The 20,200-nt window shown below is 45.1% G+C and carries 22 protein-coding genes; 12 read left to right on the forward strand and 10 right to left on the reverse strand.

What is annotated here, in order from left to right; translation table 11 throughout:
• Positions 1–15: 15 nt before the first annotated feature.
• Entirely contained in the window at positions 16–1,578 is a 1,563-nt protein-coding gene (gene guaA / locus MRK00_14960; protein MDR4518668.1) for a glutamine-hydrolyzing GMP synthase, read from the reverse strand.
• A gap of 12 nt (positions 1,579–1,590) precedes the next feature.
• A complete protein-coding gene (gene guaB / locus MRK00_14965; protein ID MDR4518669.1) occupies positions 1,591–3,054 on the reverse strand; it encodes an IMP dehydrogenase in 1,464 nt (487 codons plus the stop codon).
• 192 nt (positions 3,055–3,246) lie between these two features.
• Here guaB and MRK00_14970 point away from each other — a divergent pair, with 192 nt between their 5' ends.
• From MRK00_14970 to MRK00_15005, 8 genes are all read left to right on the forward strand, one after another.
• Positions 3,247–3,717: a DUF4124 domain-containing protein gene (locus MRK00_14970; GenBank protein MDR4518670.1), complete on the forward strand. Its 471-nt coding sequence runs from the start codon at positions 3,247–3,249 to the stop codon at positions 3,715–3,717.
• 70 nt (positions 3,718–3,787) lie between these two features.
• Positions 3,788–4,402, forward strand: a complete 615-nt coding sequence (locus MRK00_14975) for a hypothetical protein (GenBank protein ID MDR4518671.1) — start codon at positions 3,788–3,790, stop codon at positions 4,400–4,402.
• 89 nt (positions 4,403–4,491) lie between these two features.
• Positions 4,492–5,232: a Crp/Fnr family transcriptional regulator gene (locus MRK00_14980; GenBank protein MDR4518672.1), complete on the forward strand. Its 741-nt coding sequence runs from the start codon at positions 4,492–4,494 to the stop codon at positions 5,230–5,232.
• Positions 5,233–5,408: 176 nt separating this feature from the next.
• Positions 5,409–5,696 (forward strand): coiled coil domain-containing protein, encoded by a 288-nt coding sequence (locus MRK00_14985; protein MDR4518673.1) that lies wholly within the window; start codon positions 5,409–5,411, stop codon positions 5,694–5,696.
• Between the two features lie 78 nt (positions 5,697–5,774).
• Positions 5,775–6,041, forward strand: a complete 267-nt coding sequence (locus tag MRK00_14990) for a hypothetical protein (protein ID MDR4518674.1) — start codon at positions 5,775–5,777, stop codon at positions 6,039–6,041.
• A gap of 412 nt (positions 6,042–6,453) precedes the next feature.
• Positions 6,454–6,621 carry a DUF1328 domain-containing protein gene (locus tag MRK00_14995; protein MDR4518675.1) on the forward strand — a complete coding sequence of 56 codons (168 nt, stop codon included), beginning with the start codon at positions 6,454–6,456 and terminating at the stop codon, positions 6,619–6,621.
• Between the two features lie 52 nt (positions 6,622–6,673).
• A complete protein-coding gene (locus tag MRK00_15000) occupies positions 6,674–6,829 on the forward strand; it encodes a hypothetical protein (protein ID MDR4518676.1) in 156 nt (51 codons plus the stop codon).
• A 47-nt stretch (positions 6,830–6,876) separates the two neighbouring features.
• Entirely contained in the window at positions 6,877–7,032 is a 156-nt protein-coding gene (locus MRK00_15005) for a hypothetical protein (GenBank protein MDR4518677.1), read from the forward strand.
• A 57-nt stretch (positions 7,033–7,089) separates the two neighbouring features.
• On the opposite strand, the gene MRK00_15010 is transcribed toward MRK00_15005, so the two are convergent.
• The 6 genes from MRK00_15010 to MRK00_15035 all read right to left on the reverse strand — a co-directional run bounded on the left by MRK00_15010 (position 7,090) and on the right by MRK00_15035 (position 11,987).
• On the reverse strand, positions 7,090–7,953 hold the full coding sequence (locus MRK00_15010; GenBank protein MDR4518678.1) for a fatty acid desaturase: 864 nt from the start codon (positions 7,951–7,953) through the stop codon (positions 7,090–7,092).
• A 774-nt stretch (positions 7,954–8,727) separates the two neighbouring features.
• Positions 8,728–9,501, reverse strand: coding sequence for an MBL fold metallo-hydrolase (locus MRK00_15015; protein ID MDR4518679.1), 774 nt, complete (start codon positions 9,499–9,501; stop codon positions 8,728–8,730).
• Positions 9,502–9,717: 216 nt separating this feature from the next.
• Complete coding sequence (locus MRK00_15020) at positions 9,718–9,939, reverse strand: tetratricopeptide repeat protein (GenBank protein ID MDR4518680.1); 222 nt, start codon at positions 9,937–9,939, stop codon at positions 9,718–9,720.
• A gap of 171 nt (positions 9,940–10,110) precedes the next feature.
• Positions 10,111–10,422 (reverse strand): type II toxin-antitoxin system RelE/ParE family toxin, encoded by a 312-nt coding sequence (locus MRK00_15025; GenBank protein ID MDR4518681.1) that lies wholly within the window; start codon positions 10,420–10,422, stop codon positions 10,111–10,113.
• Complete coding sequence (locus MRK00_15030; GenBank protein ID MDR4518682.1) at positions 10,415–10,660, reverse strand: type II toxin-antitoxin system ParD family antitoxin; 246 nt, start codon at positions 10,658–10,660, stop codon at positions 10,415–10,417. Before MRK00_15030 ends, MRK00_15025 begins: the two co-directional genes overlap by 8 nt.
• A gap of 208 nt (positions 10,661–10,868) precedes the next feature.
• Complete coding sequence (locus MRK00_15035; protein ID MDR4518683.1) at positions 10,869–11,987, reverse strand: biopolymer transporter Tol; 1,119 nt, start codon at positions 11,985–11,987, stop codon at positions 10,869–10,871.
• Positions 11,988–12,138: 151 nt separating this feature from the next.
• On the opposite strand from MRK00_15035, the gene MRK00_15040 reads away from it, so the two are divergent.
• Both MRK00_15040 and MRK00_15045 read left to right on the forward strand, forming a co-directional pair.
• Positions 12,139–12,789 (forward strand): cytochrome c, encoded by a 651-nt coding sequence (locus MRK00_15040; protein MDR4518684.1) that lies wholly within the window; start codon positions 12,139–12,141, stop codon positions 12,787–12,789.
• 68 nt (positions 12,790–12,857) lie between these two features.
• Positions 12,858–13,583 (forward strand): DUF3047 domain-containing protein, encoded by a 726-nt coding sequence (locus tag MRK00_15045; protein ID MDR4518685.1) that lies wholly within the window; start codon positions 12,858–12,860, stop codon positions 13,581–13,583.
• 30 nt (positions 13,584–13,613) lie between these two features.
• On the opposite strand, the gene MRK00_15050 is transcribed toward MRK00_15045, so the two are convergent.
• Positions 13,614–15,728 carry a PQQ-dependent sugar dehydrogenase gene (locus tag MRK00_15050; GenBank protein MDR4518686.1) on the reverse strand — a complete coding sequence of 705 codons (2,115 nt, stop codon included), beginning with the start codon at positions 15,726–15,728 and terminating at the stop codon, positions 13,614–13,616.
• A 290-nt stretch (positions 15,729–16,018) separates the two neighbouring features.
• Between MRK00_15050 and MRK00_15055 the strand changes: the two genes are divergently transcribed.
• Together MRK00_15055 and ppx are read left to right on the forward strand one after the other, a co-directional pair.
• Complete coding sequence (locus MRK00_15055; protein ID MDR4518687.1) at positions 16,019–16,489, forward strand: helix-hairpin-helix domain-containing protein; 471 nt, start codon at positions 16,019–16,021, stop codon at positions 16,487–16,489.
• Positions 16,490–16,630: 141 nt separating this feature from the next.
• Positions 16,631–18,127: an exopolyphosphatase gene (ppx, locus tag MRK00_15060; GenBank protein MDR4518688.1), complete on the forward strand. Its 1,497-nt coding sequence runs from the start codon at positions 16,631–16,633 to the stop codon at positions 18,125–18,127.
• Between the two features lie 2 nt (positions 18,128–18,129).
• On the opposite strand, the gene ppk1 is transcribed toward ppx, so the two are convergent.
• The gene (gene ppk1, locus MRK00_15065; protein ID MDR4518689.1) at positions 18,130–20,199 is read right to left on the reverse strand and encodes a polyphosphate kinase 1; all 2,070 of its coding nucleotides are present in this window, start codon (positions 20,197–20,199) and stop codon (positions 18,130–18,132) included.
• Position 20,200: the final 1 nt, after the last annotated feature.

Here is a 20,200-nt window from a genome sequence, read left to right on the forward strand (position 1 = left end):
CCCAGTCCTTGGTGATTACTCCCACTCAATTGTTGCAGGTGGTTTTCCGGAAATATCATACACAACGCGATTGATACCGCGGATCTCGTTGATAATGCGGCTGGACACCTTGCCAAGCAATGAATAAGGCAGTTCAGCCCAATTGGCGGTCATAAAATCCTGAGTCTGTACCGCACGTAAAGCGATTACGTATTCATACGTGCGGCCATCGCCCATAACGCCCACTGATTTGACCGGCAGAAAAACGGCAAATGCCTGCGCAGTTTTTTCGTACCACCCTGAGCGCCGCAATTCTTCGATGAAAATCTGATCCGCATGTCTTAACAGCTCGGCATATTCATATTTTACTTCGCCCAGAATCCTTACACCCAGACCCGGTCCGGGGAAAGGATGCCGAAAAACCATTTCACGTGGCAGGTCCAGCGCCAGCCCGAGATCGCGTACTTCGTCCTTGAACAGTTCACGCAGGGGTTCGAGTAATTTCAAATGCAGTGTTTCTGGTAAACCACCGACATTATGGTGCGATTTGATGGTTTTCGCCTTTTTGGTCTTGGCACCCGCCGATTCGATCACATCCGGGTAAATCGTGCCTTGCGCCAGCCACTTGGCGTCGGTAATCTTGGCCGATTCACTCTGAAAAACTTCAACAAACTCCCGGCCGATAATACGTCTTTTTTCTTCCGGATCGGTAACACCTTTCAATCGGTCAAAAAAAACACGGCTGGCATCCACATGTATCACTTTCACCGCCAGATGATTCGCGAATGTATCCATAACCTGTCTGGCTTCATTCGCACGCAACAGTCCGTTATCGACAAAAACACAGGTCAACTGCTCCCCGATCGCGCGGTGAATCAACGCGGCTGCAACCGACGAGTCCACGCCACCGGACAAGCCCAGAATAACCTTGTCACTACCCACAGTTGCACGAATCCTGCCAACGGCTTCCTCAACATAGTCAGGCATATTCCAGTCATGACCGAGATTACAGATGTCGTGAACAAAACGCTCGATAATGGCTTTCCCTTTCAGGGTATGCGTCACTTCTGGATGAAACTGGATACCGTAAAACCGGCGCGTATCATCCGCCATCGCCGCAATCGGGGTCGCGGCGTTAAACGCCATAATTTCGAAACCCGGCGGCAATGTCTCCACTTTATCGCCATGACTCATCCACACATCGAGAACAGCATTACCCGCTGCATCGGTACGATCCTGTAGATCACTGAGTAATGCACCTTGCACTGTCGAAGAAATTTCCGCATAACCGAATTCACGGACAACCGCGTTTTCAACCTGACCACCCAGTTGATCCGCCATGGTCTGCATGCCATAACAGATTCCCAATACCGGAACACCGAGTTCATAAACAATCTGCGGTGCGCGCGGAGTCTCTTCCTCTATGACAGATGCAGGACCACCGGACAATATAATACCTTGTGGAGAAAAGTTCTCTATGAACTCGGGCGTTACATCGTAGGAATGAAGCTCGCAGTATACATTTGCTTCACGTACGCGCCGGGCAATAAGCTGCGTATACTGTGAACCAAAATCCAGGATAAGGATTTTCTGGTGCATGGCAATGGATTCTTATTTGATATGATAATTGGGCGCTTCTTTCGTAATTTGCACATCGTGAACATGCGACTCGCGCACGCCTGCAGAAGTAATTTCAACAAACTCCGCTTTTTCGTGCATTTCTGCAATGCTGGAACATCCCAAATAGCCCATGCTTGAGCGCACGCCCCCCATGAGTTGGTGAATAACCAAAGCAATACTGCCTTTAAAGGGAACGCGTCCCTCTACCCCTTCAGGCACCAGTTTGTCATTATTTTTTTGTTCCTTTTCCTGAAAATAACGGTCGCTGGAGCCTTGCTGCATGGCCGAAAGCGAACCCATTCCTCGATAAGTTTTATAGGAACGGCCCTGATATAATTCGATCTCGCCCGGAGATTCGGCAGTACCGGCTAATAATCCACCCAACATGACCAGATTGGCGCCTGCAGCCAGCGCTTTCGCTATATCGCCCGAATAACGAATACCGCCGTCGGCAATGACCGGCACACCCGTCCCTTTGAGTGCCTCGGAAACATTATGGATCGCCGATATCTGCGGCACACCAACACCGGCAACCACACGGGTTGTGCAAATGGAACCCGGCCCTATGCCAACCTTGACAGCATCCGCTCCGCAGTCGACCAACGCCCGCGCAGCATCGGCCGTTGCCACATTTCCACCAATCACCTGAATATCCGGATAATGCTTCTTAACCCAACTAATACGGTCAAGTACACTCTGCGAATGTCCGTGCGCTGTATCCACGACAATCACATCGACACCGGCCTTAACAAGCGCATCGGTGCGTTCATCACTACCCTCACCCACACCTATCGCCGCTCCGACGCGCAAACGTTCCTGATCATCTTTGCAAGCCAGCGGATATTCAGAAATTTTGGTGATATCCTTGACGGTAATCAGACCACGCAGCTCGAACTGCTCATTCACTACCAGTACGCGCTCCAATCGATGCTTATGCAGCAGATCCATGACTTCTTCTCGCGAAGTATTTTCACCGACCGTAACAAGCCGTTTTTTGGGTGTCATAATATTTTTGATCGGCTGATCGAGGTTGGACTCGAAACGAAGATCACGATTGGTCACGATACCTACGACTTTTTTACCACTGACCACGGGAAGCCCAGAGATTTTATGCGCTCGAATCAATTCAAGTACTTCACGCACCGTCATCGTCTGCGGTATTGTAATCGGATCTTTGACAACCCCGCTTTCAAAGCGCTTGACCTTGGCGACCTGCGCTGCCTGCGCCTCAATCGGCATATTTTTATGCAAAATACCAATGCCACCTTCCTGAGCCAAGGCAATAGCCAGACCTGCTTCTGTCACGGTATCCATTGCTGCAGATATCAATGGAATGTTCATTGAAATGGATCGTGTCAATTGTGTTGTCAGACTGACTTCCCGCGGCAAAACCGAAGAATAAGCAGGAACCAGCAAGACATCATCAAAGGTGAGTGCTTTTTGAATTAACTGCATATGAATAACAATCCTTTGCAAAGCGGTATTATATCGAAATCATCGGTGTTTTTTGCAGCAATTCATACAAAAATGGTTTATTTCTCCAATTATTACTGCTTAAAAGTTTACTTTATAACGGTTTAATCCGTAACTAATACTGTTCATGACAAAATTTATGTCATTTATTCATTTGTTTTTTCGGAGAAAAAAATGCGTTATCTAGTATTCATGTTATGGTTATCGTTATTCAGTATGCCGTTATCTGCCCAACTCTACAAATGGGTCGATGAAAATGGCAAAACCCAATACTCCGATCAACCTCCACCATCAGTCAATGTAAAAAACGAACAAAAATTAAAAATTCACTCAGCGCCTGCTTCTGTATCCTCATCAAATTCAGAAGATAAAGACAATGCCGACAGGCCAAACACATTGGCGGAAGAAAGGCTCGAATACGATCAGCGCCGTCAGGAAAGACTGGAGAAAAAAACGCAACAAAAAGCAAAAGCTGAAGAAGATAAACAAAAATGTGTTGACGCACAAAGCAAATTAAGAGTATTTTCTGAGTCACCGCGTTTAAGAATGCCTGACGGCAATGGCGGACTCGTCTATGTTGACGACAATGTACGGCAACAGAAAATCAATGAAGCAAATGATGCCGTCAAGACTTTTTGCAAATAAACTCTTGAGAGTCATTTATCGCAAATAAATGCAACACACACTACAAAAAATTATTTTAATTTTATTTTCTGTGTTGTTACTTTCAGGTGCTGTATCGAATACAGCACCGAAAGCACATAACGGTGACGCAATAAACGACTCGCAAGTATTGCAAGCCTTACAGGCACTGGAGCAGCAGGCTGCAAAGGAAGCACAAATTATCCAGGCCTTGAATGAACGAATCAGGCAATTGGAACTGAAAGTTGCCGCGATAAATTCAATTGTTATTGAACAACGCGCACCGAAACAAGTTAACCTTGAACCGATTCAATCGGAAAAAACCAAAAGTGCACCGCACGATTCGCCTCAGATATTTGGCGGCTCCGCAATAATCCATAACGACAGTCTGGTATCTGACAATCATTTCATCATTGAAGATTTATTTGACTTCATTTCTACTCCGCATTTAGTACCCGCCACAGCCGGAATATTAACAATACTTCTTTTGATGTTAGTATTTCGCATCTATAAAAGAAAGCGCAGCAATCAGTTGTTATCAAGTGACGATAAAGCGGGCGTTAGGGCAATCGCCAAAAACCCAAACCCCTTGCGCACAAATGAAAAAAACGCATTGGTTGCACAAAAACTGGCCGCGTTGAGAACAGCGGTCGAAAAAGGTAAACAGCGCCGGCATCAGAAGGAATAATACGCCGGCATCAAGTCTTTTGAAAAAACATCCACGTTCTTAGAACGTGATTTTGATTTTAGATAATATGACTACGAATAATTGCAACCATGGCCTCATTATCACCATTTGTTACGCGTATAGAAAAACTTGAGCTACTCAGTCCAGAAGAATTCGAGTACGCCAAGAACTTGATAAAAACTGAGAAAGCAATTGCCGCTGGCAGATCAATTATCGAAGCCGGCTGCTTACAAAAGCAGATTTATTTTGTACTTGAAGGTTGGGCAGTCAAGTACAAAACATTAGAAAATGGCAATCGTCAAATTGTTAATTTTGCGTTACCGGGTGATATTATCGGCATGTTTTCACCTATCTTTCAACACTCTGAACATACTGTCGAATCGATCAGCACAATGAAGCTTGGCAGTTTTCCCGCGGAACGGCTTATTGATACTTTTCGCGATTCACCCCGCTTGGCACTTGTTTTAGCATGGATGGCAGGACAGGATGAGCGTATTCTTGAAGAGCAAATTGTGAGAATTGGCCGTAGAAGTGCAGCCAAACGAATGGCTCATCTGTTTATAGAACTATACAGACGTTTACGCCTTTGTGGCTACACTCGCGAACAAGCTGTCATTTTCCCAGTTACCCAAATGTTGCTTAGCGATGCATTGGGACTCAGTCATGTTCATGCGCACCGCGTTTTTCGCGAACTGGAGAAACACCAATTAGTCGAACGTTCACCGGGACGTCTCATTTTACGAAATCTTGACTTGCTGTCTTCTCTGGCCAACTTTGACGAAAGTTACCTCGAACCCAAATCACTGGCAAAAACGTCTCTAACATTATAGCTCTCAATATCTTGAGACGCTGTCAGTCTGTCACAATTTCAGGCGTCATTATCATTTGTTAATGCGAAACATTTCTATTGAGCGTAAGCTCAATTGGACGTTGCTTAATAGTTAAACACTTTCGTACACGAACCTATGAAGCAGTCTTTTTCAATCACCTTGAAAGGTAATACACCATGACAGACAAATCAGCATATATACAAAAAATGCAAGCAAAACTGGATGAATGGGAAGCGAACATCAATGCATTGCAAGCCAAAATGTCAGGAGCAAGCGCAGACACAAAAATCGAATTGAACAAACAAATCGATAGGCTTCGAGCTGAACGTAGCGATATGAAACAGAAATTTGAAGAACTTAAAAACGCCAGCGAGGAAGCGTGGGAAGATGTTCGCGATGGCATGGAAGCAGCCTGGGATAGCGCATCGACGTCTTTCAAGAATGCGATTAATCGTTTCAAATAAGCCAAACGACGCATCATTGACAGTTGAATTGAGATAATAAAACTCTTCTACTGATAACACCTTAATGAGGAAACCAAAATGAGAAATTTATTCTTTCTTTTGATCATCATAATGAGTCTGCCGCTGACTGCAAGCGGTACAGAGACGCTGCGCGAATCCGTTCAGGATGCCACCAACGATGCCAAACGTGAGGCCAAACAGCAAAAGCATCGTCTGGAAGAGGCTGCCTGCATGAAAAGCGAAACCGAATGCTTAAAACAGAAAACAGAAAATCGGCTGGAAGAATCGACTGACGCTGTTGTCGATAAATATAATGAAATCAAGAATGTTATTGACGACGATTAGCACGCCAACCCACCAGTTGACAACATCGATATAAGGATAACCAATGCAGTCACAGATGAATATTAACAGCGATTATTTGGAATGTATCAAGGCCTGCCAGGCATGTGCGATTGATTGTGAAATATGCTTGTCCGCCATGGCAGGCTCTAATAGCCACAATGATTGTCCTATATGCTGCTATGAATGTATCGAAACTTGTCTGCAGTGCGCACGTGCGTTGATTCGTTCTAGTAAATTTTCCAGATCGTATTGCGAACTATGTGCCCAAATTTGCGACTGGTGCGCTGAGCAATGCGCGCAACATGACATGGCGCACTGCAAACAGTGTGCACAGTCATGCAGTCGCTGTGCTGCAGAATGCCGGAAAATATTGAATTAACCGCACGCACTTTTCATGTCAGGAGCAATGCCAATGTTCAACTGGGCCGTTGTATTTTTCATCATAGCCATAGTCGCCGGCGCACTGGGTTTCGGCAGCATTGCCGGAACCGCTGTAGAGTTGGCCAAAATCGCTTTTTTTGTAGGATTGCTATTGGCGCTCGTCTTTTGGTTGTCGGGAAGAAGAGGCCCGCCCCGATAAAAATTTAAAATTGAATATAACCAATAGGGTTGTTCTCCATGAGTACAGCAGGATGAGCCGACGCCAGGAGGCGCATCAACAACAGAAGTGGAAGGAACAGTTGATTGAGCAAAGCAGCGAAGTATTTGCTACAGGCAATGAACTGGCGCCGGATAAGGAATCAGAGATCCAATGCAAGCGAAGATGGTCAATTGACCATGGAAAATGATTTTTGTCCAAAGTGCTCGGTCGCCAGACCGGACACGGAGAAAAAGAATGACTCAAAAGGTACATCAGCTACCTAGAACGCACCGCTGTGAATTATTGGATATACCGAATCAAGCAGTCACCATCACCCGCAACCGGTATCTGAAGAAGATGGGTACTGATGGATTTGTAACCGTATCTCGGGTAATTTTCATATTACCTTAAATCTGGATTGCGTTTCTTACTCATTGTTAGAAGCCAATGGATTCTGGATATCTATATCTATTTATCCGCAAATTTACTTGGATTGAACAAATCGGGACGAAGGTGGTGATTCTTATGATAATACAAACCAAAAGCCAAAAAATTCACAACCTTGTACAATCCGTGATCCAGGTTGACAATCTGAACACCTTCAGGTGTATAGATATGCGTTGCGTAGTTAAACCATGCATAATGCAGCATTTTAAAGATTATCGAGAAAACAAACAGGAAGGTGAAAACCTGTGGTCCCAGCAACAAGAACCAGAAGATTACTTGAAGCAGTGTCGCGACCCTGGATTCGATCGCCATCTCTTTCATATTTCTCAACGATTCCTCGCTTTTACCCCATAAATCCATATAAAAGCCTGAGAAAACTGACGCAACGCTTTTCCGCATATTCAGCATAAAATTCCAGTAGGTCTTGTCCATGGGTGGGTGCGGATCGCGAACTGTATCATCTGAATATTTGTGATGCAGAACATGCACAATGCACCAAAGCGGAAAGGCAGCCAATTGCCAAAAACCAATCGTTTCGCCTATCAATCGTTTAAGCCAGCGTGGCTGGATACTCGAGTGACTTGCACTGTGAAAAATAGCCGTCAGAATAAAAGTGGTGACTATTGCAACTGGAATAAGCGTCAAATAAACAATATCAAAATCCAAACGGAACACACAAACTAGAACAGCGTAAACCCATGCAAGCACAACCCACTGAATTTGCGGCATGGAAAGCAAAACAAAAACAGGGATAAAGCTAAGAAAAATTTCCCAATCGGGTGCATCAAAAAAAGAAAGCAAGCAATTCGCAACAAAAAATAACCCAATAATGATCAGGAAATATTGATTAAGAAAACGTTTGTCTGATTTAAATTGAGAAAACATGATCTACCCACCAAAATAAATGATATCAACCAAATACACAATAAATAATGCGCCGAATGCCGATCAATTGTGCAATCCTTTGCAACCCAGGCAAGAAATCCCTAGAAATAAACTACAAATTGTGGTGATCTACAACTTATCGCTCTTTTTCATCTAACAGTACATATTGAGTTGTTTTTTAATTGTAAGAAAAATCAACTTAATTTAAGCAAAAAATTAAGACCACAAAAACACATTAGTTTATCCTTTATATTCACAGCTCTGGTTCACTCAAGTTGTTAACCGGAATCAATAACCATCATCTGGGCCGGTGCGGAAAAGCATTAACGCATCATCCACATCACGCTATTGGTTGAAATCTTCCTTTGTATTGATTGAGTACAGTAAGGTGAGCCAGCGCCAGGAGGCGCATCAACAATAAGCCGTGCAGTTTTATCCGCTCCGCTTATCGAGATTACAGGACGCACTGAGTAAGGTAAAGCGCATCATTTACGATTTGATGCGCCTTGCCGGCACATCCTACTCAGATCACCACGTGATATCTATGTGATAAAGCACGTTCAGAATTTATAAACAGAGTGGACTTGACATAGTATGTATGTATACACATATTTTTCTTGATTATCGACCTGACCCCGGCCTTGATTATCGCCTAGGTTTCTGGCTCGCCGAAAAGATCAAATCTGGTAACTGGTTTATAGAACGCCCGCTTTGAGGTTCCAATCTCAAAAATCCCGATTGATAGAGTCACCAGATTTTTATTCAAAGTCTTCATTAAACAAAGTTATAAGACTCACCATCTTCGGGTACCAGAACGCGTTGTGTCATTCCGTTTTCATGAAGAAATTCGCGCATTTCTTTTCTGGATACCGTGGCATGATTCACCGCTTCCATGTGGCTCGCGATGACGGTCGCACTGGGTGCGGCTTTATAAACTTCAAAAACATCCTGCTTACCCATGATAATGGATTCGTCCCCTATAACCTTGGCATCGCAGCTATTGACGATGATGATATCGGGATTATATTTCTTGAGATTGTCTTCGACTATCTGGCACCAGACAGTATCTCCAGCAATATAGAGCGTTTTTTCATCTGGATGCTTGAAAACAATACCACTTACATCTCCCAGCAATTCTTTCATTTCTTTCAAAACATGATTACTACCATGCTGGCCAGGTGTTTTAATCAGTGTTATGCCATCAATATTATTCGTTTCGTTCAATACGCGAACGTTATTAAAACCTGCCGAACGGACCGATTGCGCATCTTTTTCATGCTGCGTAAAAAACAGCATGTCTTTGGGTATCGATTGTTTAGCGACATCGTCCCAATGATCAGGATGATCATGTGTGAGGATGACGGCGTCCACATCAACGATCTCGCTGATTGGAATTGGTAACTCAGCCGTTGGGTTGCGGATATGATCATTGATTGTGCCGCCGAAACCCGGCACAGCTCCCTTCTCTGCCAGCCAAGGATCAATCAGGAATTTTTTACCCGCATATTGAATATGCAGTGTTGCATTTCGTATTTGCCTGAATTTCATGAATAGTTACTCCTCCATCTTTTATTGAATGTATTTGAAGTCATCATCTTATAGATCGACCCAGTAATATTTGCGCACCCCACATTCTACCAACCACACGACTAGTGCAGTAGGATGAACCGACGTCAGGAGGCGCATCAACAAAAAACCGTGCAGCTTTATTTCATTCCGCTTATCCAGATTACAGGACGCATTGAGTAAGGTAAAGTACATTATTTACGATTTGATGCGCCTCCCGGCACTAAACTTAATTTCTTCTTCATGAGAATCGGATTTACCAAAGATGAGTGCGCTTTCTTTTTCTTCACCAAGGACGAATATCTCCTTATAGGGGTTTTCTTCATGTTTACAAGAAATTTTATAGCTTTGATAAAATCGCCACCCAAATAACCCAATAACTCCGCCAACAATAACTATCCATGGCCACCACTCAATCATAAACCTCCCTTATAATTTATATACATACAAGTGGGTATTAGTTGAAAATCCTATCCGCTAGGGGAAAGGGTTAAACAAAAAGCTCTCATTTGAGAGCTTTTTCATTTTAGGTAGTCTGACAAATCAGCTTTAATATTCTTTGAACTCTTCTTTACCTTTTAAATTGGGTAGTTATTCTTCATCTAGTAAGTAAAAACGTGGCTCCATCGACTGATGGAGGATGTCAATAATGTTGATTTGTTGATCTGACACAATTTCATAGTAAATGGTGTGGTTACCAACTGGATAGCTGTAGCAATCCCATTGAATAAAAAGGTCTTTTCTCAGTTTACCAACCTTTGGGTTATTGGCTGTAAATTTTATTATTTCGTGTAGTTTTCTTAGATAAATGCCTGTTTGAGTATGACCGAAATTAGCTAATGAGTATGTTTCAATATCTTCAAGACTCCGCACCGCGTTCGGTGACAGGAGATATTTACTCATACTTGTCGGTTAGCTTGGTCATAAATAATTCACCATCAGTGGCTTTACCTTGGTCAATTTGGTTTTTCCCCTCAGTGAGAGTGGAACGTAATACATCAAGTTTCGCTTCGTCGGCTTCCAACAGACGAAGACCAGCACGCACAGCTTCACTGGTTGATTCAAACCGACCAGCTTTGATTTTTTTGTTGATAAAGTCGGAAAAATGTTTTCCGATAGTTACACTTGTATTTCTTGGCATCATAAATCTCTATTTAATTACTTGTATTACATACTAATACAGTAGCTGGATTTTGACAAATTCTAGATTATTAGAACGCGCGTGGGGTCAAGAATGCGCGTGGGGTCAAGAACGCGCGTGGGGTCCGCGCGTAGGGTCAGGTCCATAACCAATAACCCCAATCCTTGACAGACACAACTGATAAAACTCCAACCCCGCACAACCCCGCTCATTTCAACGACAAACTCTGCAACGCTTTCTCGTGGTTCCACTTGCCATGAAAGAGATGTCCTTTTTTGGTCGGCACACGATCGCTGGTCCAGGTCAGATATTGGCCATCAGGCGTGAATACCGGCAGGCCGTCAAATCCGGGCTTATCGGTTACGCGTACCGGTTCCTGCTTGCCGTCTACATCGACGATATACAGTTCGAAATTGCGGTGTCCGTGGATATTGGTTGAGAAAATAATGTATTCATTTGACGGATGGTAAAACGGCGCCCATGACAATGCTTTCAAACGGGTGATCTGTTTCTGATCGGAGCCGTCGATGTTCATGGTAAAGACTTCCGCTTCGCGGCCGCTTGGCGAGAAACGTCGCCACACAATGCGTTTGCCATCCGGACTGAAAAATGGGCCGCCGTCATAACTTGTGGTATGCGTCAGGCGTTTCACATTCGAGCCGTCGGCATCCATGATATAAATATCGATCATCGAAGACGGATCTTTCTGGAACAATGCGGCTTCTTCTTCAGACAATTCCTCAGCATATGCCCTACGGTTGGACGCAAATGCAATGTATTTACCGTCCGGCGACCAGGACGCCTCGGCGTCATAGCCCAATGTATTCGTCAGGTTTTTTATGTTTTTGCCGTCCAGATCGGTTTCATAAATATCATACTGCTCGTCGTAATCCCAGGCGTAAGACTTGCGTTCACCGGACTTTCTTCGCTCCAGTTCCGCCGTCATCTTGGCCTTGGCATCAGGGTCGTCATGCGTTGATGAAAACAACACTTTGTCTTGCGAAGGATGTATCCATGAACAGGTTGTTTTCCCGACACCGGGAGAAACCCGGTTTATTTTGCCACTGCCAACATTTTTCAGATAAATCTGATAAAAAGGATTTTCATCGGCGACTTCGGCCTGATAAACCATCCATTGCTGATCTGCGCGGTAATACGCTTCACCGGCACGTTTTTCTCGATTGGTATCCGTAAGCAGATAGGCATCCGTAACGAATTCGGTTGCACTGATATTCGGTGAAAATAATGCTGCCGCCATTATTGCCGGCACCCAAACCCGTGAATATGTACTGGAAAAAAACGTGAATTGTTGAATAGGATTTCTCATTTGATCATCAAAACTGATTATATAAAGCTAAACATTACCACATAGCCGGTAATAATTTGAGGACAATTACGGAAAAATCGATCTGCGGATTTGGTATGATCTGACATGGGTGGCGCTATTTGCCCCCCATTTAATATAGGGAGGACCAAAAATGAAAACAATTATTGGCCTGCTACTGGCAGCCCTTTTGCTAGCGGGATATGTCATGGGAACCGGTGCTTATAATATGGCGGCCACGGAAAAACACTGGCCAGTCACGGAAAAACTCATTGAATGGATGCGCATCAATTCAATTGCAGCGCGCTCAAATGAACTGGAAATTCCCGCATTGGACGAATCCGAATCGCTTTCAATCGGCGCAACGCACTATGATGCCATGTGTACCGGTTGTCATCTTTCACCGGGACTGGAACCTACGGAACTTGCGCAAGGCCTTTATCCGCAAGCGCCTGTTTTCCATCAACGCACGCCGCTGACCGATGCTGACAAGCTACAAGAACAAACCAAGGCCTATTACTGGGTCATCAAGAACGGCATCAAAATGACCGCCATGCCAGCCTGGGGACTGACGCATGACGACGAAACGATTTGGGCCATGGCCTTTTTTGTTCAGAAACTCGCAGGCATGACTGCCAGCACTTATGATGAATTAGCCCATGAGAAGGCTGACAACCACCATCAACACGAACATGCCGCACACGAACATGACCACCAGCATGGACAGCATAATGGACATAAACATCAACATAACGACCATGGCAACGACCATCACGACCACGGTGGCGATCATCATGACGATTGACAGTGTATTGTAAATCCTGCGTTCAATTGTCTGACAGCATGTAAACGGCCTGGATTTTATTGAGTTTCATGATTACGGAAAGCACATTACCGTCTATCTGCCCGCAACAATTTTCTATCGCTTCCTGGACCAGCCAGTTACGCATTGCATGGAAAATAATGTTATTGGGGGTTTTTGCGGTATGTTTACCGCTGATAACCTGGGCAGAAGTTGAACGCATCGATATTGCCCGCTTTTCCCAAGGCGATTTGAATGAATGGCAGTCAAAAGTTTTTTCCGGCCAAACGATCTACACGTTAACGGAAAATGACGGAAAAACAGTTCTGCACGCGCACAGCAATGCAACGGCGTCGGGACTATACCGCGAGATCAGTATCGATCTTGATCAAACACCGATCCTCAACTGGTCATGGAAAGTAGATCAGGTATTAGCAGGCAATAACGAGCAGACCCGCGCAGGCGACGATTATCCTGCACGGGTCTATGTGGTCTTTTCCGATGGCCTTATGTTCTGGCGCACACGCGCCATAAACTATGTCTGGTCCAACACACAGCCGGTCAACAGCAACTGGTTCAATGCGTTTACATCTAATGCTGGCATGATTGCAGTCCAATCCGGTGTTGATCAAACGGGTAACTGGATTACGGAAAGCCGCAATGTCCTGACTGACTATCGCCGGTTATTTAACGACGAACCCGGACGCGTTAATGCCGTAGCAATCATGACCGATACGGACAATACCCGCTCCACGGCATCCGCCTGGTACGGCGACATCTGGTTTTCGGCAAAATAATCCCGGCATTTCAACGTAATAACTGAAAAGCTACTTTACCAGAACAGCCTGTTTTAGCTCGAATGTCAGCACCGGTTGATCAGGAACAAGCTCAAGTTCGGCCGCAAACGTTGAGACCGTATTAGTGGCATTGGTGATATTTACAAACGGAACATTCAGTATACCCGTTCGTGCATCAAATGCAGCGTTGTCACCCCGGAAATTCTGGGATAAGCGTTTAGCCTGAACCAATTCGAAGCGTACCGGCTCACTACCTTGAACAACCCGCAACCGTACTTGAAAAACATCACTGTTTTCACTGTCAAGCCCGACGTCAACAGCCGGTATTTCAAGAAAACCGGCTGAAAAACCGGCGTTTGGCACCAGTTTGTAAACCGTTCCAGTCGTTTCAAATGGCACACCTGTCGAATTACCCAATACATAAAGCTCGCCATCTGCATCTTGCCCGAAACCCAGCACCCAGAATTCTATCGCATCCCGTTCTGTCAGATCGAGTTCCAGAATTTCGGCACCGTTCGTATAAAACAACCGGCCGTCGCCATTGCCTGTTCTGGACGCGTCACCAAAAACATATGCCTGTTGCAACGATGCGATTGCACCGCCTCGATAAATAAAGCCGCCGATAATCGCGGTACCTTCATCATGATCATATTGCACGACTGGATTGATCAGATTTCCACCTGTCGGATCGTTTGTCACAAACCCCGGTTCGTTTCCATTTGCCTCAAAACGGAAACGGCCTTCCTTTAAAGGCCAACCGTAATTACCGCCCGCTTGTACAATATTCACTTCCTCGATATCGTTCTGACCCACATCGGCAAGCACCAGCGCACCGGTTACCTGGTCAAAGGAAAAACGGAACGGATTGCGAAAACCGAAGGCATAAATTTCATTCAACACCGTATCAGAGCCGACGAAAGGATTATCGTTCGGGATCCAATACTGGCCGTTGTCAGAATTGCTGCCAGCGGGATCGATACGCAACAGACTGCCAAGTGGATTACTGGTATTCTGGCCGTTGCCACTCGCGCCGTGGCCAATAATAGTTTCACCGGCAAATTCCTGCCCGTCACGATCGTCTGCACCGCCACCGTCACCAAGGGCAATATACAGCATGCCGTCCGGACCAAAATTGAGTGCGCCTGCATTATGATTAAATTGCGGTTGATCAACGGTCAGCAGGATACGTTCCGATTCGACGGTCGCCGGACTCTGATCCAAATTGGCCGGATTTAAACGCCATTCCCGAATCACGGAACGATGATTCGCTGAAGCGCCATTAGGAATCGTTGAAAAATCACTGGGCTGATCCGCGGGTTCGGATGTATAGGTATACAATAACCCGTTATCGGCAAACTGCGGGTGAAACGCAAAGCCAAGAAAACCACGCTCATCAAAAGAGCCGCTGCCGAAAGCGCCCAAAGATACTAATCGATCTGAGAGATCCAGGAAAACTGCTTGATCAGCCGTAGTCAAATCAAGCCGCCATAGCTTTCCATTCTGATCTCCGACATAAAGGTATTTCGGATCGCCTGCAACGGAAATAGCCCAATTTGGCGCAGTCAGCCCACTCGCAACCGGTTTCAGTCTTAACCGCGCAGAACCTTTCTGAATAGCTGCCGGTATGGGATTATCAAGCCGCTGTCCTGTTTGTGCTTGTTGAACGACAGCACTTAAATCATCCAGCACAGCATAGCCCGGTCCTGCATCATTGCGTAAAATAACCTGTGCAACCGGCTTGCCCAATGTTGTTGCGGAAACGCTTACTTCTGTCCAGCTTGCCGATGTACCCGGAAAACTGATCAAGACGCTGCCTTCGCTATCCAGTAAATCCAGTGCACTGACATCATTTCCACTTTGCGTTCTAAAAAAAACCCTTAATTCCTCAGCCGGTGGACTAAAATCGATATTACCCGTGCCACCAGGCGCAATCATCCAGGCGTTCATCCCGGTATGATAAAGCGAAAAGTTACCTACAGATTTGGCTTCGCCTCCGCTAAATGATGCCGAGGCGTTATCATCGGTTAATGTAAAAAAACCACTGGTATTGTTAAATTCGAAACTGGTATTAATTTCAGCGGCCTGAGGCGCACTCGACAGATAAAAAATTACCAGCAAAGATAGTGTTGAATGATGAAATTTCATTTGATTTCTCCCCAAAATAGTAGTTTTTGGATCGTTTTAGCACTGAAATCGTAAGCTTTTAATGAACAGCTTTTCTAACATGCATTTAAATGCGGTCGCCAAGCATTTTACATACTTACAGGGAAATAAGATTTATTTCTATTTTCCGTTTCAGGCCGGTGAAACATGAGCAAGACTGCCTGAATCGATTGAATTGACAATGATAATACCAGCAGTACGTTTATGCTTGTTGTATAAATCCACCAGCAAGTTATAATTGAGTAGTCCAATAAAACAAATGCAGACAAATCATGGCTAAACTCACCGATGTTACAGGTATTGGTCCCGTTACAGCTAAAGTGCTGGAGACCCACCAAATCAAAACGCTTGAAGCACTTGCCGCTGCTAATATCAGTGATATTGAAAAAATACCTGGATTTAGCCAGCTGCGCGCAAAGGCCGTAAAAAAAGCGGCAAAAGATTGTCTGTTAAGCAATAAAAACAGGAAAACTTCAGCATCTGCCAGCAAACAATCAACGACAAAAAGAACAAACGTTCAAAGCACCGGCTCCGATACGCCGGAAATTTTACAGCAGACAATTACCCGGAAAGAAAAAAGCACCATCATAAAAAACAAAAAAGAAAAACCCAAAGTCAAGAAAAAAGAGAAAAAAGAGAAAAAAGCAGAAAAAAATAGTAACGCAGAAGAAAAAATCAAAAAGAACAAAATTAAAAAAGAAAAAAACAAGGGTAAAAAGAAAAAAACTAAAAAGCAGTCATGACTGCCCGTACGCCCTATTTGCAACATTCTCAACAATGCATCACATGTTGCAAAATAATTGTTTACAAATCACTGCCATAAACTGCTTACACATTTGCATCCAAAAACCCCCGCCTTTATTGTTTACTTTTGAACGCTGACCATGGCATCTCAAACTGACGAACCCTATGCCGCCATTGATTTAGGCTCAAACAGCTTTCATATGATTGTCGCCAATTATGTGGATGGCCGTTTGCAGATTATCGACCGTATCAAGGAAATGGTCAGGCTGGCTTCAGGACTTAACGATAATCACGAATTGTCAGAAGAATCCATGCAACTGGCCTTGTCTTGCCTGCAACGTTTTGGACAACGCATCAAGGAGATTCCGCAGGCAAATATTCGCGCTGTCGGTACAAATACGCTACGCCAGGCGCGCAACGGTGAGTTTTTCTTGTCGCTCGCCGATGCAGCATTGGGCCATCCAATAGAAATCATTGCCGGGCAGGAAGAAGCGCGATTAATTTATCAGGGTGTCGCGCATACCACGTACGACGAAGTCAACAAACGATTGGTCATTGACATCGGCGGCGGTAGTACGGAACTGATTATCGGACGCGGTTATGATATTTTCAGCAGGGACAGCCTGTATATGGGCTGTGTCAACATGGGAACACGCTTCTTTGGCGATGGCAAGATAAAAGCCAAAAGAATGAGCAAAACGGTTTTATATGCCAGACAGGAATTGGAATCGATTGAAACCGCGTATAAAAAAACGGGCTGGGATCTTGCACTCGGTTCATCCGGCACCATCACGACCATACGCGATGTGGTGCAGGCACAAAATTGGTGCGAGACAGGCATCACTGCCGCTGCGCTTTCAAAATTGATAGATGAACTCATCGCCATTGGTGACAGCAGTGCAATTCAATTTGAAGGATTGTCTGAACACAGAAGGCCCGTTTTTGCAAGCGGCGTAGCCGTTTTGTATGGCGTATTTGAAGCATTGAACCTGGAACAGATCAATGTTTCAGAAGGCGCTCTGCGCGAGGGCCTTTTGTACGACTTGATTGGCAGAACACATAATGAGGATATTCGCGACAAAACCATCATGGATATCACTCAACGCTATGGTGTTGACCTGGAACAGGCAAACCGTGTCCAAAAAACAGCAGAAAATTTTTTCCACCAAATTCGTTCCGACTGGAAACTATACGAAAAACAAGACTTGAAATTGTTGCAATGGGGCGCATTAATTCACGAAATCGGGCTATCGATCGCACATGCCCAATACCATCGGCATGGAGATTATCTGATCTCCTACTCCGATTTGGCCGGGTTTTCCAGGCAGGAACAAATCAAGCTGGCCAAATTGGTGCGTTGTCACCGCAGAAAATTTCCCCTGGATGAGTTCGAGTCAGTCCCAAGCAGTTCCCAGCTCTCAACAATCAGACTCAGCGTTTTACTCAGACTCGCCGCTGTTTTGCATAGAAGCCGTTCAAACAATACACTCCCGGAAATACAGGTAGTTGCAAATAGCGATAAAATAAACCTGTGTTTTCCGCCGCAATGGTTGTTCGATCATCCCCTGACACTGGCTGATCTGAAAACCGAGCAAAATTATCTGCAAGCAGCCGGAATCAAACTGAACGTTCAATAAGGCTAATCACAATAATACTCCAGGATCTGCATCTGGGCTGAACGCGGTTTTTGCGATCCCGCCTTGCTGCGTTTATAAGAACCATCGCTTTGTAATACCCAGGCCTGGGTATTGTCGGAAAGGTAACTCAGCAAACCATAGGTAATGACAGAATCTCTCGGGCGCTTTTCTTCAATCGGAAAACATACTTCCACGCGATGATGCAAATTCCGTGTCATCCAGTCGGCACTGGAGCAGAACACACGCTCTTCACCACCATGGTAAAAATAGTAAATCCGTGTATGTTCCAGAAAACGGCCGACGATAGAACGTACATTGATATTTTCAGACACACCTTTAATGCCTGGACGCAAACAGCAAATGCCACGGATAATCAGATCGATTTTAACGCCCGCCTGAGAAGCTCTGTATAACGCCATAATGATTTCAGGATCGACCAACGCGTTCATCTTGGCGATAATCCAGGCCTTTTTTCCATCAGTGGCTGCATTAATTTCGTTTTCAATATAGGCCAGAATTCCTTTATGCAATGTAAAAGGCGACTGCAACAATTTTTTCAACCGACTGGCACGTCCGAGACCCGTCATCTGATGAAACAGTTTATTCGCATCCTCGCCAATCGCCTTGTCACAGGTCAACAAACCATAATCCGTATAGAGGCGCGCAGTCCGCGCATGATAATTGCCGGTACCCAAATGAACATAACGCCGCAAGCTGCGCCCTTCCCGTCTAACGACTAAAATCATTTTGGCATGGGTTTTATACCCGACTACGCCGTAAACCACATGCGCGCCCGCTTTTTGTAATTCACTGGCCAGTTCGATATTCGCTTCCTCGTCAAATCTTGCCCGCAATTCAATCACCACAGTCACTTCCTTGCCGGCGCGCGCAGCGAGCTTTAACGCCTCGACCAAAGCTGAATCAGCGCCCGTGCGATAAAGCGTCTGCTTAATTGACAACACGTTAGGATCACTTGATGCTTGTCTGACAAAATCGATCACCGGTGCAAAGGACTGGAATGGATGATGCAACAGAATATCCCCATTATGCAGCACTTCAAAAATGTTTGTATTTTTGAGCAGACGGTTTGGAATATCCGGCACAAAACCGGCGAATTTTAATTCCGGACGATCAACCAGATCACAAATGGCGTGCAAACGCCCCAAATTTACAGGACCGGATACACGATACAAGTCGTCTTGCAGCAACTCAAACTTCTGTAGCAAAAATTCGCTCAAATGATCCGGACAGTTATCGGCAACCTCCAGACGCACCGCATTACTGAATCTGCGCGATGGCAATTCTCCCTCCAAGGCGCGCAATAAATCATCCACTTCTTCATCGTCGATGAGCAAATCGCTGTCACGTGTTACCTTGAACTGATAACAACCCAGCACGGCCATCCCCGGAAAAAGGTCTTTCACATGGGCATGTATTATCGAAGAAAGCATGACAAAATCATGGTTCCCGCTACTATGCGCCTGGGGTATTTGCACCACTCTCGGTAACGAACGCGGCGCCTGCACAATTGCCAAACCGGAATCGCGCCCGAAGGCATCTTTGCCTTCCAGTGAAATAATAAAATACAGATTCTTGTTCAAAACTCTGGGAAAAGGGTGCGCCGGGTCGAGTCCGATCGGACTCAATATCGGCAGCACCTCAGCGTTAAAGTAACGTTGTATCCAGCGGCTGACCATCGGTTTCCATTGGGACCGGCGTAACAACCTGATTTTACCTTTAGCCAACGCAGGAACAATCTGATCATTCCAAATGCCATATTGATCCTTGACTATCTGATGCGCTGTTTCACTCACCCGCGCCAATACTTCTGAGGGCAAAAGATTGTCCGTCCCGGTTTGTACAGAACCGTATTTGATCTGTTGTTTCAGTCCGGCAACACGTATTTCAAAAAACTCATCCAGGTTGGTACTGGCAATACAAAGAAACCGCAAACGCTCAAGTAAAGGCAGGTTTTCATCTATCGCCTGCTCGATAACCCGCCGGTTAAATTCCAGCAAGCTAAGTTCACGGTTAATGTATAAGGTCGGATTTTTTAGATCTGTTATAGTCATC

It is taken from the genome of Nitrosomonas sp. (assembly GCA_031316255.1).
In the GTDB taxonomy this organism is placed as follows: Bacteria; Pseudomonadota; Gammaproteobacteria; order Burkholderiales; family Nitrosomonadaceae; genus Nitrosomonas.